The following is a 23,074-nucleotide window of genomic DNA, read 5'->3' on the forward strand; positions in this document are numbered from 1 at the left end:
CGTCAGGGCCCGGCGGCCAGCGCCCGCAGGGTGAGGTACGCGCGCTGCACGAACGCGCCGCGCAGGGTGGGCGAGGTATTGGCCAGCGCGGCGAACGCGACGTCGCGCTGCGGGCTGAAGCCGACGAACGTCGTGCAGCCGCGGGTGCCGCCGGAGTGGAAGTAAAGGTCGTGTCCCGGCCGCGGGCGCGCGTTCCAGACGAGGCAGATCCGGTCACGGCCCGGCGGCGTCACCAGCCGGGGCCGCGTCACCTCGGTGAGGGCCGTGCGCAGGGCGCCGTTCCCCGGGGCCGCCGTGCCGGGCGCGAGGTGCGCCTCCAGGTAGCGGAGCAGGTCGCGGGCGCTGGAGCGCAGGGCTCCGGCGGCGGCGAGGCCGGGGATGCGCCAGCCCGGACGGGCCCTGCCCCGCCAGTAGCCGGTCGCGCGCTCCGGACCGTCGGTGCAGCCGGTGCCGGTCAGCCCGAGCGGGGCCAGGACGCGCCCGGTCAGCAGCTCCGCGTAGTCGCTTCCCGCCGCGCGGGCCAGCGCGAGGCCGAGGAGGGCGACGCCGAAGTTGGAGTAGCGCATCCGCTCACCGGGGCGGGCGAACGGCCGGGCCCGCGGCAGCGAGGTCAGCAGGTCGGCGGTGCCGAACCGTTCGTAGGGGTTGCTGTACCAGCGCGGTGCCGCGCTGCGCAGCAGCCCGGGGGGCAGCCGGCGCAGCCCCGAGGTGTGGGTGGCCAGGTGGAGGAGGGTGACCGGGCCGCCGCGGGCACGGGGCGCCGCGCCGGGCGGCAGGTGGCGGTCGACGGGATCGTCGTAGCCGACCTCGCCCCTGGCGGCCATGTCGGCGAGGAGCAGCGCGGTGAACGTCTTGGTGACCGAGCCGATTTCGAACGGGGTGTGCGGGTCGGCGGCCGGGCCGCCGCCGTGCGCGGTGGTCCCGGCGGCGGCCAGCAGGCGCCGGCCGCCGCGGTGTGCCGCGACGGCCACGGCGCTCGCCCCGCCCGCCGCGGCGACCAGCGGGCCGAGCAGCCGGTCCGCCTCTCCGGTGCCGGTGGGCGGGGCGTGCCCGACGCTCATGTGCCGGTGCCGCCGGTCGTGGTGAGGGTGCGGGCGACGGCGACGCACCCGGCGACGGCCGCGACGACCGCCGTGTGCTGGTGGTCGACGAACCGCTGCTGCTCGTCCTCCGCCACGGGTTCGCCGTCGCGGGGCATGAGCCCGTCCTCGTGCTGGACCGCGGCGAGCGCCGCCCAGCTCTCCGGATCGCAGAGGGGCTCCTCCAGGCAGGCGCCGACGATCATCAGCTCGGCGACGAGGTCCCACTGGCTGACCTCGCGCCAGATGTCGATCCACACGGGCAGCCAGGTGGTCAGGTAGCCGGCCATCTCGACGGGCAGCCCCTCGGGGCGGCCGCCCCAGTCGGTCAGGTGGAAGACCGTATGCGTCATGGCGTACGCGGTCATCCAGTCGATGGCCCACGGTTCGGCGGCCGCGCCGAGCCAGGTGGCGCGGGCGAGGGCGTCCCAGTCGGTGCCGAGGTCGACGCCCGCCAGGCGGGCCGCGTTGGCGATGGCCAGCCTGCGGTTGGGCACGACCTCGGCGGCGCGGACCGAGGCGAGCCCCGCGTTGTGCCGCAGCAGGCGTGCCATTCCCTCGTGGTGGTAGCCGGAGCGGGCGAAGTGGGCGTACGTCTCCAGCGGATCGGTCATCAGCTGGTGGCGCAGCTGCCGTTCGTACAGCAGGTCGCCCTGGCGGAACTGAGCCCAACTGTGGTCGAGCAGCTCCTTGGCGATCCGTTTGTCCGTGCTGCCGGCCGCGGCGTCCCGGAGCACGAGTGACCCGGCGAGTGCGGTCTCGCCGAGCGGCTTGTACACGCTGTTGGGGTCGCCCAGGTCGGCGGTGGTGTCCGCGGGCAGCCCGGCGCGTGCGCGATGGGTGTGGAGCCAGCCGAGCGCGCGGGTGGCGATCCGGTGGGCGGTGGAGGTGACGGGCGCCGTCATGTCGGCTGCCTGTTCATCCGGCGGTCCTCCCGGGAGTGGTGGCGAGCAGGGCACGCGCGATGGCGACGTCGAGGGCGAGGCGGGTGCCGCCCCCGGCGTGCAGCGAGATGTGCTCGACGAGCGGAGCGGGGTCCAGCGGAAGCGGTACCCCGTCGCGGTGGAGCACCGCGATCCAGCGGGCCAGGCGGGCCGCGGTGGGGTAGTCGCGGCGGAGCATGGCGCGGGTGATGCCGCGGGCCAGGGATACGGGGTGGCGTCTGGCCGCGTCGGGCACGGGGCCTTCGACGCCGGGCAGGCTCAGCGGGGAGAGCTGTGCCATCAACACGGCCCAGCTCTGCCAGCAGCCGTTCGGGGCGAGCGCGGGCCCGGCCGCGGGCCGCGGCGCGTGGGTCTCCGCGCCGCCGTCGGCGTGACGTTCGAGCAGGCGGGCGGTGGCCCAGTCCCGCCAGGCGACGGCCCAGTTCTCGGCGGAGCCCTCGGGGGGCGCCGGCACATGGACGGGGGTGGGGAAGACGGCGGCGGCCTGCCGGACGGCGGCGGCGTCCCCGGGGTGCGCGGCGGCGCCGCCCAGGGCCTGGGCGGCGAGCGTGTCCGCGCCGATGATGCGGATGGCGGCGAGGGCGGCCTTGGGGTCGGCGGCTCCTTCGACGAAGCCGGCGAGCGGGGCCGTGCCCCCGACACCCCGCAGGGTGTCGAGGACACGGTGTGCCAAGACAGCGATCGCGTCCGCGTACGCCGCACGCACGGAGCCCTCAGCAGGACGCATCAGTGGCGCTCCACCGATGGGTCAGGACCGGCGTGCGGCGGGCGGCCGATGCCGACTCGTTCACGGTTCACTTGTCCCCCGGCTCCGAAGGAGTCTTCGGCGACAGGAGGAGCAGCAGGAGAAGCACGCCGACGGCCTCGGGCGAGTAGAGCGGGGCGTCGCTGAGCGGCGCTTCCTGCTCGACCATCAGGGCGTGGACGGCAGCCTCTTCGGTGGGGTTCGCGATGAACGGCGTGGTCTTCTGAGCGAGCATCAATGCCTCCTTATATCAGCCGATCCGCTGGGGTAGCGGTGCCAACATGATGAGACGCTACCTTATGGTCCGATATGTCGCATTTTAGGCTTCGGGTAGGGGGCAACCGGGCCGGTCGGCCCGGCGAGTCGGGCGAAATGCGCCCCCGGGCGCCGCGTCGCGGAAGGGCCGGCGGGGGCGGGCCGTGCGGCCTCAGCGGCCGAGGCCGACCACGACCTCGGCGCCCGGCAGGTCGAGGAGCGCCTTGCCCGGCAGGATCAGCTTCCCGCGCCGCGTGCCGCTGCCCACCAGCACGTGCGGCAGTCCGACAACGGCGGGATCGAGCAACACGGGCCAGCCTGCGGGGAGTCCGAGCGGCGTGATCCCGCCGTACTCCATCCCCGACTCGTCCACCACGGTCTCCCGCGGCGCGAACGACGCCTTGCGGACGCCGAGATGACGGCGCACCGCGCCGTTGACGTCGAGCCGCAGCCCGGCGGGCACCACGCAGGCGGCGAGCCTGGTCTCACCGGCGCGCCGCCCCGCGACGACGACGCAGTTGGCCGAAACGGCCGCCAGGCCGGCCCCGTACGCCGCGACGAAATCCGCGGTGTCGGCCTTCTCCGCGGCGGTGTCCACGTGGACGAACTGGTCCACGGACACGGACCCGCGCCAGGCCGACACGGCAGCCGCGACCGGCCCGCACAGCAGATCGACCGCTTCCGCGGCCGGGCGGACGTCGTCGAAGTCGCCGAAGGGTGCCTGCATGCGGCGCACCGTACCAGCGGCGCCCGGCTCAGCGCGGCGCGGGGACCGCGACCGCCATGGTGAGCTCGACGGGCTCCGTCCCGTCGTTCCGGTAGCCGTGGGGCACGTGGGACTCGAACGCGGCGGACGTGCCGGCGGGGACCGGGTGGTCGGCGCCGTCCACCTGAAGGGTCAACTCGCCCGCGGTGACGTGCACCAGCTCGGACGTGCCGGGGGGATGCGGGTCCGAGGCGTGCCCCTCCCCCGGCATCAGCCGCCAGTGCCACAGCTCCAGCGGCCCGGGCGCCTCGGTGCCGACCAGGAGCGTGCCCCGGCTACCCGCCTCCGTGGACCACAGCCGCACGGCCTGCCCGGCCGGTACGAGGCGCACCGCGGGGCCGCGGTCGAAGTCGAGCAGCGCGGAGATGCTGACGCCGAGGGCGTCGCCGACCTTCACGACGGTGCCGACGCTGGGGTTGGTCCTGGCCTGCTCCATCTGGATCAGCATGCCGCGGCTGATCCCGGCACGGGCCGCCAGCGCGTCGAGCGTCAGGCCGCGCTCGGCGCGCAATCGCCGCAGATTCCGGGCGAGGGACTGGGTGAACTCGTCGAGGTCCGTCACGGGGTGCCGTCTCCTGCACGTCTGTGCCAGTATTTTGTACGCGCAGTCCACCAGATTGCACTACTCTGCGGTGGACCCAATCGTTCATCACACTGTACCGACGACCCTGCGAGGTGCATCGCCACATGGTTGCCCTGGCCCTGGCCACCAGCCTGATGTGGGGTCTCGCCGACTTCGGCGGCGGCCTCCTGACCCGGCGCATGCCCGCGCTCACCGTGGTCCTCGTCTCACAGCTGCTGGCCGCCGCGGTGCTCGGCGTCGTCGTCGTGGCCACCGGCGCGTGGAACGAGGCGGGCGAACGGCTGTGGTTCGCCGTGGCGGCGGGCGTCGTCGGCCCGATCGCGATGCTCTGCTTCTACCGGGCGCTCGCCCTCGGCCCGATGGGCGTCGTCTCCCCGCTGGTCGCCACCGCCGTCGCGGTGCCGATCGGCGTCGCCCCGGTCATGGGCGAGCGGCCGGGCGCCGTGCAGTACACCGGCATCCTCGTCGCCTTCGCCGGGATCGTGCTGGCCGGCGGGCCACAGCTGAGGGGGGCGCCGGTGCAGCGGCGGACGCTGAGTCACACCATGTTCGCCGCCCTCGGGTTCGGCGCGGTCCTGGCCCTGATCGCCGAGGCGTCCACGACCGTGACCGGGCTGTTCCTCGCGCTGTTCGTGCAGCGCGTGTGCAACGTCGCGGTGGGCGGCGCGGCCCTGTACGCGGCGGCGCGCAGGGACCGGGAGCGGGCGGGCGGCCCGCAGGCGCTGGCCGCGGCGCTGCCCGCCCTGACGTTCGTCGGCCTCGCGGACGTCGCGGCGAACGCCACGTACGCCCTGGCCACCCGGATCGGCCCGGTCACGGTCGCCGCCGTGCTCGCCTCGCTCTACCCGGTCGTCACGGCGCTGGCCGCCCGCGGCATGCTCAGGGAGCGGCTGCGGGCGGTCCAGGCGGCGGGTGCGGGTCTCGCCATGGCCGGGACGCTGCTGCTCGCCTCCGGCTGAAGTCCCGCGAGCGCCGGGCTGCTTCAGTCGTTGGGCCGCAGGGTCCACACCACCGTCATCTCGCCGGTGACCCCCTCGTCGGTACGGGTGAGGGTGACGCGCACGGGGAACTCGGGGCGCTGCCCGGCGTCCAGGTCCGCGACGACGTCGGCGACCGGGCGGCCGAGGACCGCGGTGGCGGTGACAGGACCGCGGGCCAGCTTCTTGTAGTGGATCTCGGCGCGGACGGCGAGCGGCACGGCCCGCGACAACTCGGCGCCGAACGCGGCCAGAACGACCGCGCCGCTGGCCGACTCGGCGAGCGTGAACATCGCCCCGGCGTGCGGACCGCCGACATGGTTGCGGTACTCGGGCCGGTCGGGCAGCCGCACGACGGCACGTTCCGCGTCGGTGTGGAGGAACTCCAGGCCGAGGGTGCGCACCATCGGCACCGTGGCGGTGAGCGCGTCGCCTATGGACGCGGTGGTTTCTTCGCTCATGGCCACATGTTACCAATGGGTAAGTCGCAGGTCCGTAGCAAAAGCGGCTCCCGAATGGTTTAGAAGCGTGCGGCGGCCTTAGGGTCGAGGCCCATGAGGCCAGGAGAACAACAGCCGGGGGGCGAGCCTTCCTCCCAGTGGTCGAACCCGTACCAGCAGCCGGGTTACCAGCAGTCCAACCCGTACCAGGACCAGCAGGCGGGCGGGCAGTGGCAGCAGCAGCCCGCGGGGCAGCCGCCCGTCGGCCAGCCGCCCGCGGGCCCGCAGTACCCGGGGCAGCAGGCGACCGGCCAGTGGCAGCAGCCGGGTCCGATCGCACCGTCGGCCACGGACGGCGGCGGGACCCGGCTGACACCGGACGGCGGGGGCGGCGGGCGGCGCGGCAGGACGGCCATCGCGGTCGCCGTCGCGACGGCGGTCGTGGCCGCGGCGGTGGTCACCGGTGTCGTCGTGCTCGGCGGGGAGGACGACAAGGAGGCGAACGCGGGCGGCGACGGCGGGGCCTCCCCCTCGGAGGAGGAGACCGGGGCACCCGAGGAGACCGAGGAGCCCGAGCAGGACCGTTCCGACCCGGACGACCCCCGCCAGGGCGTGCTCCAGGTCCCGGACCCGGTCGTGGCGCCCGACTGGCAGGTCCAGACGATAGAGAACCGCCACAACGCGTTCGACGTGCCGCCGGACGACTGGACGGTCGGCGCGGAGAGCCTGATGGTCGGCTACGAGGACACCACGAACGACGACGAGGAGTCGGAGGACGAACTGTCCTTCGGCGACCCGGTCATCTCCATGTCCGCACCCTCCACCTACCTGGAGGACTGGTGCGCCGAGTCGGAGACCGGCGTCAGCTGGCGCGCGGTGGCGGGCACCAAGGGGGGGCAGGGTGCCACGGGCACCGAGGAGGCCGTGCGCAACGAGGCGGGCAGCTGGGCCCTGGCCGCCTACGACCAGGAGCGGCAGGGCAACCTCCAGGTCAGCGACGCCGAGCCGTTCGAGAGCGAGCACGGCATCGTCGGCCACACGGCCACCGCCACCATCACGGACGTTCCCGAGGACCCGGAGAACGAGTGCGGGACCTTCGACGGCAAGGTCGTCGCCGTCTCCTACCTGGACCTCAACAACGACCTGGCGACGTGGGTGCTGGTCATGGACACCGGCTACCCCGAGGAGCTGGACGACGAGACGGTCGAGCAGATCATGAACAGCCTGCGCCCCTACCCCGAGGAGGGGTCCAACGCCTGACCCCGGCCGTCAGCCCACGGTGAACGCGCCGGAGGGCGGCCTGGGCGAGGGCACCGCGGCGCCGTCCGCCACCGGGGCGGCGCCCGCGAGCAGCGCGGCGAGCGCCTCGCCGTGCAGCACCCGCGCGGGGAAGGCGTCCGCCGCCGCGCGGCGGGCCATGCGGGCCACGTCCAGCGGCGCGTCGGAGGCGGCGAGCACCACGTTCCCGAAGCGCCGGCCGCGCAGCACCGCCGGCTCGGCCAACACGCACAGCCGGCCGAAGACCTGTGCGAACGTGGCGAGCTGGGACCGCAGGAAGACGAACGGCGCGGCATCCGCGAGGTTGGCCACGTAGATCCCGCCCGGCCGCAGCGCACGGGCGACGGCACCGGCGTACCCGGTGGTGGTCACGTGTGCGGGGATGCGCGTGCCGCCGAACACGTCGCCCACGACGACGTCCGCGCCGCCCGGCGGCGCCGCGGACACCGCCGCCCTGGCATCCGTGACCTCGACCTCGATACCGCAGCCCGCGGGCAGCGGGAACCGGTCGGCGATCAGCTCGGCGAGCCCGCGGTCCGCCTCGGCCACCCGCTGACGCGAACCGGGTCTGACGGCCGCGACCCAGCGGGGCAGCGTGAGGGCGCCACCGCCCAGGTGCAGGACGTCAAGCGGCCGGCCGGGACCGGCCGCGGTGTCCACCACGTCGGCGAGGCGGCGCGTGTACTCGAACTCCAGGTGCGTGGGATCGGCCGGGTCCAGGTAGGACTGGGGCGCGTCGTCGACCGTGAGCAGCCAGGCGCCCTCGCGGTCGAGGTCGGGCAGCAGACGCGCGGTACCGAGGTCGGTGGTGCGGGTCACCGGCAGCAGCTGGTTCACGGCTCCATTGTCACCCGGTCGCGGACCCGCCCGTCCCGCCCCGCGCGGCGGGACGGGACGGGACGCGTGGGTCAGGCGTCGGCGACCGCCGTCACGGTGCCCGCGCCCACGGTGCGCCCGCCCTCGCGGATCGCGAAGCCGAGCCCCGGTTCGAGCGGCACCGGGTGGCCGAGCCCGACCGTCATCGTGACGCTCTCGCCCGGGAGCGCGCGCCCGGCCGCGCCGAGGTCGATGTCACCGACCACGTCCGCGGTCCTGATGTAGAACTGCGGCCGGTAGCCGGACACGACGCCGGTGCGCCGGCCGCCCTCGGCCGTGGTCAGCAGATACACCTCGGCGGTGAACCCGCGGCGCGGCGTGACACTGCCCGGCCGCGCCACCACGTGCCCGCGGCGCACGGCATCGCGCGGCACGCCGCGCAGCAGCAGCGCCACGTTGTCCCCCGCCTGGGCCTCGGTCATCGGCTTGCCGAACGTTTCCAGCCCGGTGACCACGGTCTCCGTACCGGCGCCGAGCACCTCCACCCGGTCGCCCACGTGCACGGTGCCGCGTTCCACGGCGCCGGTGACGACGGTGCCGCGGCCGGTGATGGTCAGCACGTTCTCCACGGGCAGCAGGAACGGCGCGTCCAGGTAACGGTCGGGCACCGGCACGTAGGTGTCGACGGCGTCGAGCAGCGCCTCGACGGCGGCGGTCCAGCGGGGCTCGCCGTTCAGCGCGCCGAGGCCCGAGACGCGGATCACCGGCAGGGCGTCGCCCTGGTAGCCGTGCGCGGACAGCAGTTCCCGTACTTCCAGCTCGACCAGGTCGGTCAGCTCCGGGTCGCCCGCGTCGGCCTTGTTGAGGGCGACGACGACGTGCCGGACGCCGACCTGGCGGGCCAGCAGTACGTGCTCGGCGGTCTGCGGCATCACGCCGTCGACGGCGGAGACCACGAGGATCGCGCCGTCCAACTGGGCGGCGCCCGTCACCATGTTCTTGACGTAGTCGGCGTGGCCCGGCATGTCCACGTGCGCGTAGTGCCGCGTCTCCGTCTCGTACTCGACGTGCGAGATGGTGATGGTGATGCCCCGGGCCGCCTCCTCGGGCGCCCGGTCGATGCGGTCGAAGGGGACGAACGCGCCGCTGCCTCGGTCGCTGAGCACCTTGGTGATGGCGGCGGTCAGGGTGGTCTTGCCGTGGTCGACGTGCCCCATGGTGCCGATGTTGAGGTGGGGCTTGGTGCGCACGTACGCCTGCTTGGGCATGGCGGAGTCTTCCTCGCTGCTGCGGTGGGATACCGGCGTCGCCGCGGCGGGCGCGGCCGGTACACGGACCCCTGTTTCCCGCCGACCCTCCCCCTGCGGGGCCCGCGGAACGATCCGGGAAGGGTCAGCGTCGAGCGCCGTCGGCTGCGGCTGCCGCGCCGGCTGCCGGGAAGAACGCGAAGAAGACGGCGGCCTTCGGCGCGTCCGCTGCTGCGGACGGCGCTGCGAGGAAGGCGGCCTGCCGGGTCATGCGGATGATGATGGCGCCTCGTTCGTCCCTTGTCGAACGCTTTTCCCGGGGCCACGGTTCGAGGCACCCTCCCGTCTGGCTTAGAGTGATCTCGCTTCACGCACGTCACTCGTCTCGACACTCTCCCCTGGGATGCCGCAGAGTCCATGTCTTGGTTCGAATCGCTGATTCTCGGTCTTGTCCAGGGTCTGACGGAATTTCTGCCGATCTCGTCCAGCGCACATCTGCGGCTCACGGCCGTGGCGTTCGACTGGGAGGACCCCGGCGCGGCCTTCACCGCGGTGACGCAGATCGGCACCGAGCTGGCCGTTCTCATCTACTTCCGCAAGGACATCGTGCGGATCGTCTCGGCCTGGTCGCGGTCCCTCGTCGACCGCAGCCTCCGATCCGATCCCGATGCGCGGATGGGCTGGCTGGTGATCATCGGCTCCATTCCGATCGGCGTACTCGGTCTGACCCTTCAGGACGCCATCGACGGCCCGTTCCGCGACCTGCGGCTGATCGCCGTGAACCTCATCGTCCTCGGCGTGGTCCTCGGCATCGCCGACCGGATGGCGATGCGGGACGCGACGGGCGGCAGGCACCGCGCCGTCAAGCCGCGCAAGGGCCTGGAGGACCTGACCGTCAGGGACGGCCTGCTGTACGGGCTGGCGCAGGCGATGGCGCTGGTCCCCGGCGTGTCCAGGTCGGGGGCCACGATCACCGGCGGCCTGTTCCTCGGCTACCGGCGGGAAGCCGCGGCGCGGTACGCGTTCCTGCTGGCCATCCCGGCGGTGCTGGCGTCCGGCGCCTACGAGCTGACCTCGATCGGCGAGGAGGGCTCGCACGTCTCCTGGGGGCCGACGATCTTCGCGACGGTGGTGGCGTTCTTCGTGGGCTACGCGATCATCGCGTGGTTCATGAGGTGGATCAGCACCCGCAGCTACATGCCGTTCGTCTGGTACCGGATCGTCGTGGGCACGGTGATCCTGGCGCTGGTCTGGTTCGGGGTCATCGAGCCGCACGCCGGTGAGGACGTCGGCACCGGCGAGGAGATCACCTCGGAGCAGTAGCCGGCCGCCCGTCCTGCTCCAGCGCGGCGAGGACGATCTGCTCGCACAGTTCGTGGGTGCGCAGCGCGTCCTGGGCGCTGATCGCACGCCCCGCGCGCACGGCGTCGAGGAACGTGACGGCGGCCTGCTCGATCCCGCGCTGCCGGGGCACGGGCACCCAGTCGCCCCGGCGGCGGATGCTCGGCTGGCCCTTGTGGTCGATGATCTCCGCGAGGTTGCGCACCTCGCGCTTGGCGTCCTGCCCCGACACTTCGACGATCTCCTCGGCCGATCCCGACCTGTGGTTCATCGTGCCGACCGCGGTGAATCCCTCACCGGAGACCTGGAGCACCACATGGTGCAGCAGTCCGCCGCCGACCCGGCAGCTGACGGCGACCCGGTCGATGGCGGCGGGTGCGAGGAAACGCAGCGTGTCGACGACGTGGATGAAGTCGTCGTACACCATGTCCCTGGGGTCCTCGGGCAGCCCGCGGCGGTGCTTCTGCATGACGATGAGGTCGCGCGGGTGCTCGACGAGGTGTGCGTAGGCGGGCGCGTGCCTGCGGTTGAATCCCACGGCCAGGCCCACGCGGCGGCGCTCGGCGAGCTCGACGAGGCGCTGGGCGTCGCCGAGGTGCCGGGCCAGCGGCTTGTCGACATAGGTCGGTATGCCCGCGGTGAGCAGCCGCGTGACGATGTGCGGGTGGTCGCCGGTGGGGGCGTGCACGAACGCCGCGTCGGGCCCCGCGGCGATGAGCGAGTCGAGGTCGTCGTGGCGCTGGCCGTCCGGCAGGCGGTAGGCGTCGCCGGTGCGGTCCAGGGTGGCGCGGGTGCGGGTGTGCAGGTGGGGCTGCACTCCGGGCTGGGTGGTGAGCACGGGCAGGTACGCCTTGTGGGCGATGTCCCCGAGCCCGATCACGCCGACCTTCACTGCGGGGCCTCCTCGGTGATCGCGAATGCGTGGACCGGCAGGATACGCGGCGGCAGTTGCCGCCCGGGCACCGATCCCCGCGCCCGTCACCGGTACCGGCGGGCCAGCTCCCCGACCGCCTCGGCGACCGCGGCGCGCAGCGCCGGCGGGCCGAGGACCTCGGCCTCGGTGCCGAGCCGCAGCAGGTCGCCGACGGCCACGGGCAAGGACTCCACGGGCAGGACGACCTCCGCCCGGCCGTCCGCGTCCGGCGGCCCCGCCGCGGCGGCCGCTCCGGCGCCCGCCGCGCCGAACAGCATGGGCAGCAGCCGCAGTCCGCGCGGCGTGACGCGCACGGTGGCCTCGTCGCGGTAGCGGCCGGCCTCCAGGCGGCGGGCGGCGGCCGTCCAGTGGCCTGCGAGGTCGAACCCTTCCGGCCTGGCGGGCGCGGGACCCAGCACCTCGACGGCGAGCAGGCGGGACACGCGGTAGGTGCGGACCTGGTCCTCCGCCGCCGCCACCAAGTACCAGATGCCGCCCTTCAGCACGAGGCCGAGCGGGTGCAGCTCGCGCCGGACCTCGCCGGCCCAGCGCCGGTAGTGGACCCGCAGCAGCCGGTCCTCCCAGACCGCCGCGGCGGCGGTGGCGAGGAACGGCACCGGGTCGGCGTCCCGGAACCAGGCGGTGGCGTCGAGGTGGAAGCGCTCGGCGACGCGGCCGGCCCGTTCGTTCAGCGCGGCGGGCAGCGCCGCCCGCAGTTTCAGCTGCGCCGTGGCCAGCTCCGCGCCGAGCCCCAGTTCTGCGGCGGCGGACGGCATGCCGGCCAGCGGGAGCGAGCCCGCCTCGCCGCCGGTGAGCCCGGTCAGGCGGGTGCGGTAGCCGTCGGTGAGCCGGTAGCCGCCGTCCGGTCCGCGATCGGCCCAGACCGGGACGCCCGAGGCGGCCAGCGCCTCGATGTCGCGGTAGACCGTGCGGACGGAGACCTCCAGCTCCCGGGCCAGCTGCCCGGCCGTCAGCCGCCCGCGGTTCTGGAGCAGGAGCAGCAGGGTCAGCAGTCGGTCGGCGCGCACTCCCCCATTGTGCCGCGGTACCTGACAGAAGATGTCAGGTAAGGCGGGCAGGGTGGCGGTGTCCGGCGCGGGAAGGGCCCGCGCCACCGGGGAAGGGAGTCGCCATGCCGGAGCGCAGCAGTGGCAGTTTCACCTACAAGGACTGGCAGGAATCGGTCGTCGCGGGCGAGGAGGGCGGGCCCCGGCTGGCCCGGGCCACCGTGGTCAACGCCTTCACCGGCGTCATCACGGCCGCGGAGACCGCCTGCGCGTACAGCATTTCCTACGCGGCGGACGGCACCGGCGCCTTCTCCGGCTTCGAACGCTGCGAGGGCACCGTGGACGGGCGCGAGGGCACCTTCGTGCTGCGGGAGTGGGGCACGTTCGACAGGACGGGGACCGTGCACTGCTCCTTCGAGGTGCTGCCCGGCTCGGCCGAGGGGGGCCTCGCCGGGCTGCGCGGAACGGGTGCCTTCGCCGCGTCGCCCGGTGAGACGTCCATCTCCTACACCTTCGACGGCTCCTTCGCGACGGGCTGAGACCGCCCGCCGAGGTCGGGAACGCGCCAGTCGATCGGGGAGTGGCCCTGAGCGGCGACGGCCTCGTCGATCCGCGTGAAGGGCCGGGTACCCGCGAACTTCACCGCCGAGAGCGGCGAGGGGTGCGGTCCCTCCACCACGGCGTGCCGCTCGGTGTCGATCAGGCGGAGCTTCTTCCTGGCGTAGCTGCCCCACAGGACGAAGACCGCCGGATCGGGCCGGGCGGCCACGGCACGGATCACCGCGTCCGTGAACTTCTCCCAGCCCTTGCCCTTGTGGGAGTTGGGCTCGCCCGCCCGGACGGTGAGCACCGCGTTCAGCAGGAGGACGCCCTGCTCGGCCCACGGCATCAGATACCCGTTGTCCGGGATCGGGTGCCCCAGCTCGGCGTGCATCTCTTTGTAGACATTGCGCAGGGACGGGGGAACGCGCACGCCGGGGCGCACCGAGAAGCACAGCCCGTGCCCCTGGCCCTCGCCGTGGTACGGGTCCTGCCCGAGGACCAGCACCTTCACCCGGGGGAACGGCGTCGCCGCCAGGGCGGCGAAAACCTCCTCGCGGGGCGGGTACACCGGGCCGCGGGCCCGCTCCTGCTCGACGAACTCGGTCAGCTCCTTGAAATAGGGCTTGTCGAGCTCCTCGCCGAGTACGCCCTGCCAGGACTCGGGCAGCATGCCGGTCACGTCGTGAACCTCCGGGGTTACGCGATGAGTTGTTGATCAGCAACGTACCCGCAGGCACTGACAGCGGCGGTCAGGCGAGCCCGGCGTTGAGGAAAAGGCCGCCGTCCAGCACCAGGGTCTGCCCGGTCAGCCAGCCCGCGTCCGGCGAGGTGAGGAACGCCGCGGCGCCCGCCACGTCCGACGGCAGGCCGAGCCGGCCCAGCGGGTAGGCCGCCGCCGCCTCCGCCTCGCGGCCCTCGTACAGCGCCGCGGCGAACTTGGTCCTGACCACGGCGGGCGCGATCGCGTTCACCCGCACGCCCGGCGCGAACTCGTGCGCGAGCTGCTCGGTGAGATTGATCAGGGCGGCCTTGCTCACGCCGTAGGCGCCGAGGAACGGCGAGGCGCTGAGCCCGGCGACCGACGATATGTTGACAATGCTGCCGCCGTTCTCGCGCTGCCAGGCGTGCCACGTGCGCCGGGCGAAGCCGAAGGCCGACAGCACGTTGGTCTCGAACACCTTGGCCAGCAGCGCGGCGTCGGCGTCGGCGAGGGGCGCGAGCACCGGATTGCGCCCGGCGTTGTTGACCAGGTGGTCGATGCGGCCCCACGCGGCCATGACCCGTTCGACCACCTCCGCCTGGTGCGCCTCGTCGTGCGCCTTGCCCGCGACGCCCATGGCGCGCTCCGGGCCGAGGGCGGCGACGGCCTCGGCCAGCGGCTCCGCGTTCCTGCCGGTGATGCACACCCGGTCGCCGCGGGCGACGAGGGCGGCGGCGATGCCGTACCCGATCCCGCGGCTCCCGCCGGTGACGACGGCGACCTGTGAGGCGTTCATCGAGGAGATCTCCCGTTCAGTCGAGGGGGCCGCCGGCCACGTACAGCACCTGGCCGGAGACGAAGCCGGCCGCCTCGCCCGTGAAGAAGGCGATGGCCCCGGCGACGTCCTCCGGCCTGCCGACGCGCCGCACCGGGATGGAGTCCGCGGCGGCCTGCTGGAAGTCCTCGAAGCCCACACCGACCCGGGCGGCGGTCTGCGCGGTCATGTCGGTGACGATGAACCCGGGCGCGACGGCGTTGGCCGTGATGCCGAACTTGCCCAGCTCGATCGCGAGGGTCTTGGTGAAGCCCTGGAGCCCGGCCTTGGCGGCGGAGTAGTTGGCCTGGCCGCGGTTGCCGAGGGCGGAGCTGGAGGAAAGGCTCACGATGCGGCCGAACTTGGCCTCGACCATGTGGGCCTGGCAGGCGCGGGACATCAGGAACGCGCCGCGCAGGTGCACGTTCATGACGGTGTCCCAGTCCCCCTCGCTCATCTTGAACAGCAGATTGTCCCGCAGCACACCCGCGTTGTTGACGAGGATCTGCGGCGGGCCCAGCTCCTCGGCGACCCGCGACACCGCCGCCCGCACGGCGTCGGCGTCGGAGACGTCGCAGCCGACGGCGAGCGCCCGGCCGCCGGCCGCGGTGATCTCATCCACCGTGCCCCGGCCCGCCGACTCCTCCAGGTCCACGACGGCGACCGCGCGGCCCTCCGCGGCCAGCCGGCGGGCGGTGGCCGCGCCGATGCCCCGGGCCGCCCCGGTCACGATGGCGACGCGCTGCTCAGGGGTGGACATGTCTGCTTCTCCTCGCCGTCGACGGCCTGGCTACCGACAGGTAACCGGCGTATGGCTGACGCTAGAAAGCGGCGCACGATCTGTCAACGGACCAGCACGCGAAGCAGCCGGTCAAGATCGGCGGGCGGATCGGCGGTGAGCCCGGTGTGCACGGGGCCCGGCTGCACGACGGTGCTCCGCGGGGCGACCAGCCACCGGAACCGGCGGCCCGCGTCGTCCGCGCCCGCCGCCCCCGCCGCGGGACCGCCCAGGCAGACGCACTCCGCCGCGGCCAGCGCCGCCCGCACGCCCGCCACGTCGGCGTCCGGGTCGAGCACCCTCAGGCGGTCCTCGTCGAGGTGGATGCGCGCGGCGAGGAAGGAACGCGTCCGGCAGTACAGCACGACCCCGGCGTTGAACGACTCGCCTCGCTCCACGCGCGGCACTACCCGCAGCAGCGCGTACTCGAACACGTCCCGGCCGGTCGTCGCCGCGGGTGTGGCCCGCCCTTCCCGGCTCATCGCGCCGCCTCCGGCTTCCGGTGGGGCCAGGCCGTCAGCCAGCCCGGCGCGTTGGACCCGCGCTCCGGGGTGGGCGGGCCGAGGGTGATGCGCTCGTGGACCGACGCGGCGCGCGCGGCCAGGACCTCGGCGTAGGCGGCGCGCACCTCGTCCGGCCCGCCGAACCCCGGCTCGTCCGCCAGCCACGCCTCCGGCACCTCCGCCAGCACCGCGGCCAGCAGGTCGCCCGTCACCCGCGGCGCCAACTCGGCCGCCGCCGTGGCGACATCCGGGTTGAACGGGGCGAGCGCGTGGTCGGACGCGTCATACGCCCTGGCCGCCGAGGCGCCCGCGGCCTGCCAGTTGTGATGCCAGATCAGGGCGGCACCGTGGTCGATCAGCCACAGGTCACCGTGCCAGACCAGCAGGTTGGGGTTGCGCCACGAGCGGTCGACATTGTTGACGACGGCGTCGAACCACACGACGCGCCCCGCCTCGGCCGCGCTCACGCGGAAGGCCAGCGGGTCGTAGCCGAGTGAGCCCGGCAGGAAGTCCATGCCCAGATTGAGCCCGGCACTGGCCTTCAGCAGAGCCTGCACCTCCTGGTCGGGCTCGCTCCGCCCGATCACGGGGTCCAGGCTCATGCGCACCAACTCGGGCACGCGCAGCCCGAGACGGCGGGCGAGCCCGCCGCAGATCACCTCGGCCACCAGGGACTTGCGCCCCTGCCCCGCCCCGGTGAACTTCATGACATAGGTGCCGAGGTCGTCGGCCTCCACGATGCCCGGCAGCGAGCCACCCTCCCGCAGGGGGGCGACGTAGCGGGTCGCGGACGTTTCACGCAGCATCGTCCCAGGCTATACGCCCCTCCAGCCTTGGAATGCACGGCGAGTCGCCGAGCCCTCCGGCTCGGCGCCCCCCTTGATCATCTCCGGGGAGTTCCGTCCGCCGGGGCCTGCCGCGTCGATGGCGTGACGCCCCTTCTCGCCGGGGCCTCCGACATGAAGCGCGCGCAGTGGTCCAGCGTGCTGGCCGGCGACGAGTGCCCCAGCCACCGCGCGAGGGCGACCACGGGCTCCCCCGCCTCCAGCGCGATGGAGGCATCGGGCGATGCCGCCCATTGCCAGGGCTCCGCCCCCGGAGCCCGAGGAGGGATGACCCCGGCTTTCGCCAGAGCAGGCTTCCATGTGCAGGTATTCCAGGCCTTCACGGCGACGGCGTTACTGAAGCGAGTCGTGAGCAACGAGGAGGGCCTGCTCAACTGCTCCGCGCCGGGTTCTGGGCCTGGAGATCCCGGCCCGCGAGAAGCTGAACCATGTCCGGCCGACAGACGAAGACGAACGCTGGGCGGTCGGCCGTCGCCTGACGCACGACGACGGCCTCGCGATCGAGGACCGGTTCGCAGGGCTCCTCGTCCTGCTCTCCGCCCAGCCACTCACGACGGCCTCGCAGCCGCCGGGCAGCGCAGTGATCACGGATGATCCGCGGACGTCGCTGATACTGGGCGACACTCCCCTGCTACTGCCTGATCCCGTTGACAAGCTCGCCCGGCGGCTCGTCGCCCGACGACGCGGTCACACCACGATCGGCACCTCGTGCCTCTTCGCCGGTCAGCCACTCAGCAGCCACCGTCTCGGAACACGGTCAACCGCCTGGCCCCAGGAAGGCGGCACCGGGCCCGATACGCCGCGACCGTCCCCGCCAAGCCGACGTCTCGATAGCCCCTCCCTCGAAGATCATGTCCTCATCGTCCACCGCACAGAACCCGTCTGCATGGCCATCGCCGAGCGTGACGGCAGGTCAGTCCGTCTCCTCGCGGACGTCCTTGCCCTGCTCGGCGAAACGTTTGAAGTCCTGCATGTGCTGTTCCGACTGCTTGCGGAAGGCGCCGGGTATCAGAAGTCCCACCAGCCGCATCATCACGCTGCCGAACCGGTATTCGCTTTCGCATTCCCAGAGTGTCGTCTCCGGACCGGCTTCGGTCAGCCGGTCGCGCACGGCGCTCCACATGCCCTTGCTGACGATCTCACGGTCGAAGTGAACGACGCCGCCTTGCGGGATCTCGTGCAGGTCTGCCGGTTCCCGGCGGGTGATGGTCTCGGTGCACTCGATCTTCTGCTTCCCCATCCGCATCACGACGCGCGACTCGGTGCCGAGTTGCCCGTGCTTCCCGTTCAGCGGCTCGTGCAGCACCAGACCCCGCAGCCACTTCGGCAGGTGTGCCGGGTCGGCGAGGAGCTGGACCACTGTCGCCCGCGGCAGGGCGATCTCGGTCGAGACGGTGTACTTCATGGGTATCGCTCTTCCCTGTGCTGTGGGACGACTTGCCGCAGTCCTGCTCGTCCTGCTCGTCCTGCTTGTCGTGGCCGCCGAGGAGGCCGGTCCGTCCACCGCGGCAGGAGTGTCAGGCCGGGTCGGGTACGTAGAACTTGGTGGTGGCCTCGACTGCGGCCGCGACGTGCTCCGGTTCGCCACCGGCGGCCAGGTGAGCCTGGCCCCAGGCCGCGGCGCTACGGCGGCCGAACTCGCGCCCTTCGGGCGACTTCTCGAACTCCCCGTGACCGGTGATCTCGCCGCCGGCCAGGAGCCGTCCCAGGGCGAGGAGAGCCAGGTCCCAGCCGACGCCTCCGGCGCCGGGGCCGTAAGTAGGGAACAAGGGCTCCCCGACGACCGCTGCGTGGATCAGCTCGAACTCGGTGTCGCCGGCCGGGCCCGCGGCCAGGCGCACTTCCACCTCGCTGGTGCCGGTCCAGGCGTCGGCGTCCGGCCCGTAGAGCCAGGACACCTTCAGCAGACGCGGCGGCTCGCACCGGAGGATCTCGCCGTGCTCTTCGCCGTCCGAAGAGAAGTGTCCGCCGAGCCGAAGGTCCCCGGTGACCGGCTTGAACCAGCGCTGCAGCCGCTCGGGGTTGGTGATGGCGTCCCAGACGTCATCGATCTCCGCGTCGTATCGACGCCGCAGCTCGATGGTGTACGCCTCGCCGGCGGGCACGCTGCCAGCGCCCATCGCCCGGCGCACGGCAGCCAGCTCGTCGAGAACATCTTTCATGTCATATCTCCTTCGGCGGTGCATCGGCCTCGCCCGTGTCGGCGCCGGACCCCGCAAGTCGGATGGATTCCCCACCGGCCAGGTGGCGTGCACGCCTGCCCCGGGACAGCTCGGTTCCCAGGGCGTCGAGGCGTTGTTCCCAGAACCGCCGAAACCGGTCCAGCCACGCGTCGACCTCGCTCAGCGGCTCGGGCTCGACGGCGTAGAACCGGCGCGTACCCTCAGCCCGCACCGACGCGAACCCGCTGTCACGCAGCACGCGCAGATGCTGGGAGACAGCCGGCTGGGAGATGGCGAACTCCGCCCGGATGATCTCCGTGATCGCCCCGGAGGTCTGCTCACCGCCGGCGAGCAGCTCCAGAATGCGTCGGCGCACGGGGTCACCGAGTATGTCGAAGGCGTGCACGACAGCGACTATACCGGCCCCGGCTTATATAAACCATCGCTAATTCTCAGTGCCGCACCGGCGTTCGCCCGGGGCGAGGCCAGCTCGGTTGCTCGCCGTCAGCGTCCGCTCGGGCAACGCTGGGCCCTGAGCCGTGTGAAGACGGTGATCGGGCGGCGCTTCCGCCGCTGGTGCGCGATGGCTGGTCCTGTCAGGTCCCGGCCCGACGCGCGAGGGAGCGGGACGACGAGGCGGTGTCCGTGACTCTGACCAGGAGGTCTACCGGTACAAGGTCGGTCCGTCTGTTCCAGATCACCGCACCGGGCACGGCTCCGGCATGGGCGTGTACCGCTGGGTCGTGGAAGGAGCGATCGCGCTGCTGCACCGGTTCCGCCGCCTGCGCATCCGCTGGGAGATCCCGCGACGACATCCACCCCGCGTTCGTCACCCTCGGCCGCGCGGTCATCTGCTGGCGACGGCTCCGCACCGCACTTTGCGGGGAGTGAGGGCAAGTGATGTATGCCAGGAGAGGGCTTGCTCCTCGCCTCAGAACGCACTCGTAGCGGTCGGGCTCGCGCAGCCTCACATCCGGGATCGCAGCACGTCGACCTCACAGCCCGGCGCGAACGCGTCGAAGCCATGCTCGACCAGCCAGCGAACCCCCAGCAGGCTTCGCAACGACCACCACGCGCGGATCACGTCGAGGTCGACGTCGGTGCCATAGCCGTCGATGACGTCGCCCAGGTGTTCCTCGTGTCCGAGCGTGAAGGTGGCGAGGTCGAACAGGGCATCGCCCCGGCCCGCTTCGGACCAGTCGATGATGCCGGTGACCTCGTCGCCATCGACGAAGACGTGCTCAATCTGCAGGTCGCCGTGCGCGAACACCGGAGTCCACGGCCGGATCGCGGCCTCGGCGACCTGGCGGTTGCGGGTGACAAGGTCGGCGGGCAGGATGCCGTTCGCCACGAGCAACTCGCACTCGCCGTCGAGTTCCGCCGCCAACTCGTCGGCATCCCGTCGGCGCCGGCCGGGCCAGGGCGGCAACGGCGCCTCGTGCAACTCCCGGATGGCGGCACCCGCCGCGGCCCACGCCGCCGGGGGCGCGGTCGACGGCTCCCCGAGGCGGCCGAGCGCCGTTCCTGGGAGTGCGGCGATCGCGAGCACAGGCGGCTTGCGCCACAGCACCTCCGGGGTCGGGACCGGCGCCAGGGCCATCGCCTCGACCTCCACGTCGATGTGCGCCTGATCGGAGTCCACCTTCAGGAACACGTCGCCGACGCGCAGAGTCGCGCGCTCGGAATGGGCGACGACGACTTTGACCTCATCCATGGGCGACCAGTATCCCGGGGGTGGTCGCCGACGTCGCCGGATTTATCGCGTGCGATCGCGCGGCTGACCGCGTCCCGCTACCCAGCGGCCTCATGCACGACGCCGACCGCTGACCAGGTCAGGTCCGCCGCTTCTGCTGGGAGCCTCCAGACCCTGGACGCGTCCTGCCGCCCTTTCTCGACCGCGAGGAGGAAAAGCCCTTCATGCCGCCCGATGACAGGGGCAGGGACAGGGGGGCGACGATCCCCGTGCGAGTCCAGGATCACCGCCGCAGAGGTGAGGTGCAGTTGTGTTCTGAGTCCCTGTTCGGAGCCGCACCGCTCCCGAGGAGCCGCTTCCGGAACCGGTGCGGCTGACACCGTCGCAGCTCGCCGAGGTCGACGCCGTCCTCGGCCGCCCGACCGCCGGGTCCGGGACCATCACCGGCCTGCGCGGCCGGGCCTGCCAGCGGGAACTCGCCCGCCTGCGTTCCTGGGTCGAGGAGGTGCTGCTGCCCGTCTACGGCCGGGAGATCTTCACCAACGCCCCCTGGTGCTCCTGGTGCCCCTGGTGCCCCTGGTGCCCCTGGTGGAGCGAGCATCCCGCAGCCGTGCCCCGGCCGCACGGGCTGTGGCAGGCGTGGCTCCAGCACATGGCCGCCGATGCCGGACCCAGCGGACCGGCGATCCGGCACCGTGATTTCCTCGACCACACGCCGTCGCCCAAACGCTCAGCCCACCGTCTCCTGCCCGCACCGCGGGCCATGAGCGCGGTCTTCGGCTTCGCCGCCGATCCTCGCGCCCTGGAGGACCTGCGCGCCGCCCCCGGCCGCATTCACGACCTCGCGCTGCTCGCCCTGAAAGATCTCGTCCACGGAGAACAGCGCGGACCGCGCCTCGGTGAACGTTCCGGGATCGACCTGATCGACTACCGCAAGCTGTACATCGACCCGGCAGCCGAATGGCGCCTGGTCTACGCCGAACGCCCGGCCCCGCCCGGCGACATGCGCAAGCAGGAAATCCTCCACCTGACGCTCGGGCCACCAACGACACACACCCAGCCCCCCGCTACATCACATAGGTGCCGAGGTCCTCGGCCTCCACGATGCCCGGCAGCGAGCCACCCTCCCGCGGCATTCCCCAAGGTGAGAACGGCGCGCGCCCGGTACTCTCGGGCCCCCCGGCGCCGTTCGCGCAGGGGCGCGGGCGGGTACGTTCGCGAGCGGGCACAACGAGGAAGGGGCCGGCGTGACCGGACCGATGACATCCCGTCGGAGTGTGGTGGCGGCGGGTGCCGCGGGACTGACAGGGCTGCTCGGCGCCTGCGGTTCCGAGACGGGCGGCAGTGAGGGCGGCGGCGAGGCGGGCGAACGCCTCGGTGCCGCCTCCGACGTGCCGGAGGGCGGCGGCAGGGTCTTCGACGGGCAGCGGGTGGTGGTGACGCAGCCCGCCGCGGGTGACTTCCGCGGGTTCTCCGCGGTCTGCCCCCATCAGGGCTGCACCGTCTCCGAGGTGCGCGACGGAACGATCGACTGCCTGTGCCACGGCAGCAAGTTCGCCATCGAGGACGGCAGCGTCGTGCAGGGGCCGGCCACCGAACCGCTGACGGCGCGCGAGGTCACCGTCAGCGGGGAGGACATCCGGCTCGCCTGATCAGCCGGCGGCGGCCCCCAGCGGCTCCTCGGCGACCTCAAGGGCCGCGGCGCGCAGCGCGCCGACCGCCGCCGCGACCGACGGCCTGCGGCCGGCGCCCGCACGCCAGACCGCGTACACGCGGCGGGTGATCGTCTGCCGCACCGGCACCACCGCGACCCCGGCCGGCACCGGCGTACGTCCGAGCCGGGGCGCGACGGCGACGCCGAGACCGGCCGCGATCAGCGCGAGCTGCGTGTGGTGTTCGGCCGCGGTGTGCGTGATCCGGGGCTCGACGCCGCGGCTGCGCAGCGTGAACATCAGCCACTCGTGGCAGATCGCGCCGGGCGGCCAGGACACCCAGGGGTCGTCGGCGAACTCCTCAAGATCCACCTCCCGCCGCCCGGCCAGCGGGTGGTCGGCGGGCATGGCGACGTCGGCCACGTCGTCCAGCAGCGGCTGCCTGGCCAGGCCGCCGGGCAGGGCCAGCGGCCTGTTGTACCAGTCGAGGACGACGGCCAGGTCGATGTCGCCGCGGGCCAGGTCGCGCAGCGCCTCCTCCGGCTCCACCTCCCGCAGCCGCGGCGCCAGCCGCGGATGCCAGGACCGCAGCGCGGCGAGCGTCTGCGGGAACAGGCCGCGGGCGGCGGTGGCGAACGCGCCGATGAGCAGCTCGCCGACGGCCCGGCCCTGCTGGGCCTCCAGGTCGGCGTGGGCCAGCTCGACCTGGGACAGGATGCGGTCGGCGTGCTCGCTCAGCAGCCGGCCCGCGTCGGTGAGGCGGATGCCGCGGCCGTTCTTGGCGAGGAGGCGCTGGCCGGTCTCGCGCTCCAGCTTGGCCATCTGCTGGGACACCGCGGACGTGGTCACGTGCAGCGCCGCCGCGGCGGCGCTGACCGAGCCGTGGTGGCTGATGGCGTGCAGGACGCGCAGCCGGTCGATGTTCAACACCTCAGTGATGCTACGGGCCCATGCGCCGGCTTCGTCGCTCTGCTTCACGGTCGCCCGCGCGGG

28 protein-coding genes and 3 pseudogenes are annotated in these 23,074 nt (G+C 73.2%); 8 read left to right on the plus strand and 23 right to left on the minus strand.

Features of this window, described 5'->3' with window-relative positions; translation table 11 throughout:
* Positions 1-2: 2 nt before the first annotated feature.
* The 6 genes from RM779_RS08300 to RM779_RS08325 all read right to left on the minus strand — a co-directional run bounded on the left by RM779_RS08300 (position 3) and on the right by RM779_RS08325 (position 4,351).
* On the minus strand, positions 3-1,061 hold the full coding sequence (locus tag RM779_RS08300) for a serine hydrolase domain-containing protein (protein ID WP_311617027.1): 1,059 nt from the start codon (positions 1,059-1,061) through the stop codon (positions 3-5).
* Positions 1,058-1,984: a DUF6895 family protein gene (locus RM779_RS08305; protein ID WP_311617028.1), complete on the minus strand. Its 927-nt coding sequence runs from the start codon at positions 1,982-1,984 to the stop codon at positions 1,058-1,060. The genes RM779_RS08300 and RM779_RS08305 overlap by 4 nt, the downstream gene beginning before the upstream one ends.
* A 13-nt stretch (positions 1,985-1,997) precedes the next feature.
* On the minus strand, positions 1,998-2,696 hold the full coding sequence (locus RM779_RS08310; protein WP_311617029.1) for a hypothetical protein: 699 nt from the start codon (positions 2,694-2,696) through the stop codon (positions 1,998-2,000).
* 121 nt (positions 2,697-2,817) lie between these two features.
* Entirely contained in the window at positions 2,818-3,003 is a 186-nt protein-coding gene (locus RM779_RS08315; protein WP_077062726.1) for a hypothetical protein, read from the minus strand.
* Between the two features lie 192 nt (positions 3,004-3,195).
* Positions 3,196-3,750: a YbaK/EbsC family protein gene (locus RM779_RS08320; RefSeq protein WP_311617030.1), complete on the minus strand. Its 555-nt coding sequence runs from the start codon at positions 3,748-3,750 to the stop codon at positions 3,196-3,198.
* A gap of 28 nt (positions 3,751-3,778) precedes the next feature.
* A complete protein-coding gene (locus RM779_RS08325; RefSeq protein WP_077062724.1) occupies positions 3,779-4,351 on the minus strand; it encodes a helix-turn-helix domain-containing protein in 573 nt (190 codons plus the stop codon).
* Positions 4,352-4,476: 125 nt separating this feature from the next.
* Here RM779_RS08325 and RM779_RS08330 point away from each other — a divergent pair, with 125 nt between their 5' ends.
* Positions 4,477-5,331, plus strand: coding sequence for an EamA family transporter (locus tag RM779_RS08330; RefSeq protein ID WP_311617031.1), 855 nt, complete (start codon positions 4,477-4,479; stop codon positions 5,329-5,331).
* Positions 5,332-5,354: 23 nt separating this feature from the next.
* Here the strand turns inward: RM779_RS08330 and RM779_RS08335 are convergent, their stop codons facing one another.
* Complete coding sequence (locus RM779_RS08335; protein WP_311617032.1) at positions 5,355-5,810, minus strand: DUF4442 domain-containing protein; 456 nt, start codon at positions 5,808-5,810, stop codon at positions 5,355-5,357.
* Between the two features lie 93 nt (positions 5,811-5,903).
* Between RM779_RS08335 and RM779_RS08340 the strand changes: the two genes are divergently transcribed.
* Positions 5,904-7,049: a hypothetical protein gene (locus tag RM779_RS08340; protein ID WP_311617033.1), complete on the plus strand. Its 1,146-nt coding sequence runs from the start codon at positions 5,904-5,906 to the stop codon at positions 7,047-7,049.
* A 9-nt stretch (positions 7,050-7,058) separates the two neighbouring features.
* On the opposite strand, the gene RM779_RS08345 is transcribed toward RM779_RS08340, so the two are convergent.
* The 3 genes from RM779_RS08345 to RM779_RS08355 all read right to left on the minus strand — a co-directional run bounded on the left by RM779_RS08345 (position 7,059) and on the right by RM779_RS08355 (position 9,401).
* The gene (locus tag RM779_RS08345) at positions 7,059-7,904 is read right to left on the minus strand and encodes a spermidine synthase (RefSeq protein WP_311617034.1); all 846 of its coding nucleotides are present in this window, start codon (positions 7,902-7,904) and stop codon (positions 7,059-7,061) included.
* A 71-nt stretch (positions 7,905-7,975) separates the two neighbouring features.
* On the minus strand, positions 7,976-9,151 hold the full coding sequence (gene tuf / locus RM779_RS08350) for an elongation factor Tu (RefSeq protein WP_311617035.1): 1,176 nt from the start codon (positions 9,149-9,151) through the stop codon (positions 7,976-7,978).
* 124 nt (positions 9,152-9,275) lie between these two features.
* Complete coding sequence (locus tag RM779_RS08355) at positions 9,276-9,401, minus strand: hypothetical protein (protein ID WP_311617036.1); 126 nt, start codon at positions 9,399-9,401, stop codon at positions 9,276-9,278.
* A 146-nt stretch (positions 9,402-9,547) separates the two neighbouring features.
* Between RM779_RS08355 and RM779_RS08360 the strand changes: the two genes are divergently transcribed.
* Positions 9,548-10,453, plus strand: coding sequence for an undecaprenyl-diphosphate phosphatase (locus tag RM779_RS08360; RefSeq protein WP_311617037.1), 906 nt, complete (start codon positions 9,548-9,550; stop codon positions 10,451-10,453).
* On the opposite strand, the gene RM779_RS08365 is transcribed toward RM779_RS08360, so the two are convergent.
* Both RM779_RS08365 and RM779_RS08370 read right to left on the minus strand, forming a co-directional pair.
* Positions 10,437-11,363 carry a Gfo/Idh/MocA family protein gene (locus RM779_RS08365; protein WP_311617038.1) on the minus strand — a complete coding sequence of 309 codons (927 nt, stop codon included), beginning with the start codon at positions 11,361-11,363 and terminating at the stop codon, positions 10,437-10,439. The genes RM779_RS08360 and RM779_RS08365 overlap by 17 nt on opposite strands.
* Before the next feature lie 86 nt (positions 11,364-11,449).
* Positions 11,450-12,412, minus strand: coding sequence for a helix-turn-helix transcriptional regulator (locus tag RM779_RS08370; protein ID WP_311617039.1), 963 nt, complete (start codon positions 12,410-12,412; stop codon positions 11,450-11,452).
* Positions 12,413-12,516: 104 nt separating this feature from the next.
* On the opposite strand from RM779_RS08370, the gene RM779_RS08375 reads away from it, so the two are divergent.
* Positions 12,517-12,930, plus strand: a complete 414-nt coding sequence (locus RM779_RS08375) for a DUF3224 domain-containing protein (protein WP_311617040.1) — start codon at positions 12,517-12,519, stop codon at positions 12,928-12,930.
* Here the strand turns inward: RM779_RS08375 and ung are convergent.
* The 8 genes from ung to RM779_RS08415 form a co-directional block, all read right to left on the minus strand.
* Entirely contained in the window at positions 12,897-13,604 is a 708-nt protein-coding gene (gene ung, locus RM779_RS08380; protein WP_311617332.1) for a uracil-DNA glycosylase, read from the minus strand. The two genes, RM779_RS08375 and ung, sit on opposite strands and share 34 nt — an antisense overlap.
* 79 nt (positions 13,605-13,683) lie before the next feature.
* Positions 13,684-14,430 carry an SDR family oxidoreductase gene (locus RM779_RS08385; RefSeq protein ID WP_311617041.1) on the minus strand — a complete coding sequence of 249 codons (747 nt, stop codon included), beginning with the start codon at positions 14,428-14,430 and terminating at the stop codon, positions 13,684-13,686.
* A gap of 16 nt (positions 14,431-14,446) precedes the next feature.
* Entirely contained in the window at positions 14,447-15,208 is a 762-nt protein-coding gene (fabG, locus tag RM779_RS08390) for a 3-oxoacyl-ACP reductase FabG (protein WP_311617042.1), read from the minus strand.
* Between the two features lie 83 nt (positions 15,209-15,291).
* The gene (locus RM779_RS08395; RefSeq protein ID WP_311617043.1) at positions 15,292-15,708 is read right to left on the minus strand and encodes a DUF3037 domain-containing protein; all 417 of its coding nucleotides are present in this window, start codon (positions 15,706-15,708) and stop codon (positions 15,292-15,294) included.
* A complete protein-coding gene (locus tag RM779_RS08400; protein ID WP_311617044.1) occupies positions 15,705-16,535 on the minus strand; it encodes a HipA family kinase in 831 nt (276 codons plus the stop codon). Before RM779_RS08400 ends, RM779_RS08395 begins: the two co-directional genes overlap by 4 nt.
* A 952-nt stretch (positions 16,536-17,487) precedes the next feature.
* On the minus strand, positions 17,488-17,979 hold the full coding sequence (locus RM779_RS08405) for an SRPBCC family protein (RefSeq protein ID WP_311617045.1): 492 nt from the start codon (positions 17,977-17,979) through the stop codon (positions 17,488-17,490).
* A gap of 112 nt (positions 17,980-18,091) precedes the next feature.
* Positions 18,092-18,736 carry an SRPBCC domain-containing protein gene (locus RM779_RS08410; protein ID WP_311617046.1) on the minus strand — a complete coding sequence of 215 codons (645 nt, stop codon included), beginning with the start codon at positions 18,734-18,736 and terminating at the stop codon, positions 18,092-18,094.
* Position 18,737: 1 nt separating this feature from the next.
* Positions 18,738-19,142 carry an ArsR/SmtB family transcription factor gene (locus RM779_RS08415; protein ID WP_311617047.1) on the minus strand — a complete coding sequence of 135 codons (405 nt, stop codon included), beginning with the start codon at positions 19,140-19,142 and terminating at the stop codon, positions 18,738-18,740.
* Positions 19,143-19,256: 114 nt separating this feature from the next.
* On the opposite strand from RM779_RS08415, the pseudogene RM779_RS33865 reads away from it, so the two are divergent.
* Together RM779_RS33865 and RM779_RS08420 are read left to right on the plus strand one after the other, a co-directional pair.
* Positions 19,257-19,384 (plus strand): annotated as a pseudogene (locus RM779_RS33865) (IS630 family transposase); the annotation flags it as partial.
* 53 nt (positions 19,385-19,437) lie between these two features.
* Positions 19,438-19,627, plus strand: a pseudogene (locus tag RM779_RS08420) (IS5/IS1182 family transposase); the annotation flags it as partial.
* Between the two features lie 76 nt (positions 19,628-19,703).
* Here the strand turns inward: RM779_RS08420 and RM779_RS08425 are convergent.
* A complete protein-coding gene (locus RM779_RS08425) occupies positions 19,704-20,450 on the minus strand; it encodes a phosphotransferase family protein (protein ID WP_311617048.1) in 747 nt (248 codons plus the stop codon).
* Positions 20,451-20,796: 346 nt separating this feature from the next.
* Here RM779_RS08425 and RM779_RS08430 point away from each other — a divergent pair.
* Positions 20,797-21,129 (plus strand): annotated as a pseudogene (locus RM779_RS08430) (DUF4913 domain-containing protein); the annotation flags it as partial.
* A gap of 30 nt (positions 21,130-21,159) precedes the next feature.
* Here RM779_RS08430 and RM779_RS08435 read toward each other — a convergent pair.
* A complete protein-coding gene (locus RM779_RS08435; protein WP_311617049.1) occupies positions 21,160-21,456 on the minus strand; it encodes a hypothetical protein in 297 nt (98 codons plus the stop codon).
* Between the two features lie 232 nt (positions 21,457-21,688).
* On the opposite strand from RM779_RS08435, the gene RM779_RS08440 reads away from it, so the two are divergent.
* On the plus strand, positions 21,689-22,081 hold the full coding sequence (locus tag RM779_RS08440; protein ID WP_311617333.1) for a Rieske (2Fe-2S) protein: 393 nt from the start codon (positions 21,689-21,691) through the stop codon (positions 22,079-22,081).
* Here RM779_RS08440 and RM779_RS08445 read toward each other — a convergent pair whose 3' ends face one another.
* Positions 22,082-23,011: a LysR family transcriptional regulator gene (locus RM779_RS08445; RefSeq protein ID WP_311617050.1), complete on the minus strand. Its 930-nt coding sequence runs from the start codon at positions 23,009-23,011 to the stop codon at positions 22,082-22,084.
* Between the last annotated feature and the right edge of the window lie 63 nt (positions 23,012-23,074).

The organism is Streptomyces johnsoniae, from assembly GCF_031845565.1.
In the GTDB taxonomy this organism is placed as follows: Bacteria; Actinomycetota; Actinomycetes; order Streptomycetales; family Streptomycetaceae; genus Streptomyces; species Streptomyces johnsoniae.

Excerpts from the sequence above, each read along its gene's own strand:
- RM779_RS08320 (WP_311617030.1), bottom strand. The coding sequence starts at position 3,750 with ATGCAGGCACCCTTCGGCGACTTCGACGACGTCCGCCCGGCCGCGGAA.
- RM779_RS08330 (WP_311617031.1), top strand. The coding sequence starts at position 4,477 with ATGGTTGCCCTGGCCCTGGCCACCAGCCTGATGTGGGGTCTCGCCGAC.
- RM779_RS08335 (WP_311617032.1), bottom strand. The coding sequence starts at position 5,810 with ATGAGCGAAGAAACCACCGCGTCCATAGGCGACGCGCTCACCGCCACG.
- RM779_RS08440 (WP_311617333.1), top strand. The coding sequence starts at position 21,689 with ATGACATCCCGTCGGAGTGTGGTGGCGGCGGGTGCCGCGGGACTGACA.
- tuf (WP_311617035.1), bottom strand. The coding sequence starts at position 9,151 with ATGCCCAAGCAGGCGTACGTGCGCACCAAGCCCCACCTCAACATCGGC.
- RM779_RS08340 (WP_311617033.1), top strand. The coding sequence starts at position 5,904 with ATGAGGCCAGGAGAACAACAGCCGGGGGGCGAGCCTTCCTCCCAGTGG.
- RM779_RS08300 (WP_311617027.1), bottom strand. The coding sequence starts at position 1,061 with ATGAGCGTCGGGCACGCCCCGCCCACCGGCACCGGAGAGGCGGACCGG.
- RM779_RS08375 (WP_311617040.1), top strand. The coding sequence starts at position 12,517 with ATGCCGGAGCGCAGCAGTGGCAGTTTCACCTACAAGGACTGGCAGGAA.
- RM779_RS08305 (WP_311617028.1), bottom strand. The coding sequence starts at position 1,984 with ATGACGGCGCCCGTCACCTCCACCGCCCACCGGATCGCCACCCGCGCG.
- RM779_RS08395 (WP_311617043.1), bottom strand. The coding sequence starts at position 15,708 with ATGAGCCGGGAAGGGCGGGCCACACCCGCGGCGACGACCGGCCGGGAC.
- fabG (WP_311617042.1), bottom strand. The coding sequence starts at position 15,208 with ATGTCCACCCCTGAGCAGCGCGTCGCCATCGTGACCGGGGCGGCCCGG.
- RM779_RS08410 (WP_311617046.1), bottom strand. The coding sequence starts at position 18,736 with ATGAAAGATGTTCTCGACGAGCTGGCTGCCGTGCGCCGGGCGATGGGC.
- RM779_RS08405 (WP_311617045.1), bottom strand. The coding sequence starts at position 17,979 with ATGAAGTACACCGTCTCGACCGAGATCGCCCTGCCGCGGGCGACAGTG.
- RM779_RS08360 (WP_311617037.1), top strand. The coding sequence starts at position 9,548 with ATGTCTTGGTTCGAATCGCTGATTCTCGGTCTTGTCCAGGGTCTGACG.
- RM779_RS08400 (WP_311617044.1), bottom strand. The coding sequence starts at position 16,535 with ATGCTGCGTGAAACGTCCGCGACCCGCTACGTCGCCCCCCTGCGGGAG.
- RM779_RS08425 (WP_311617048.1), bottom strand. The coding sequence starts at position 20,450 with ATGGATGAGGTCAAAGTCGTCGTCGCCCATTCCGAGCGCGCGACTCTG.
- RM779_RS08315 (WP_077062726.1), bottom strand. The coding sequence starts at position 3,003 with ATGCTCGCTCAGAAGACCACGCCGTTCATCGCGAACCCCACCGAAGAG.
- RM779_RS08385 (WP_311617041.1), bottom strand. The coding sequence starts at position 14,430 with ATGAACGCCTCACAGGTCGCCGTCGTCACCGGCGGGAGCCGCGGGATC.
- ung (WP_311617332.1), bottom strand. The coding sequence starts at position 13,604 with ATGCTGCCCGAGTCCTGGCAGGGCGTACTCGGCGAGGAGCTCGACAAG.
- RM779_RS08355 (WP_311617036.1), bottom strand. The coding sequence starts at position 9,401 with ATGACCCGGCAGGCCGCCTTCCTCGCAGCGCCGTCCGCAGCAGCGGAC.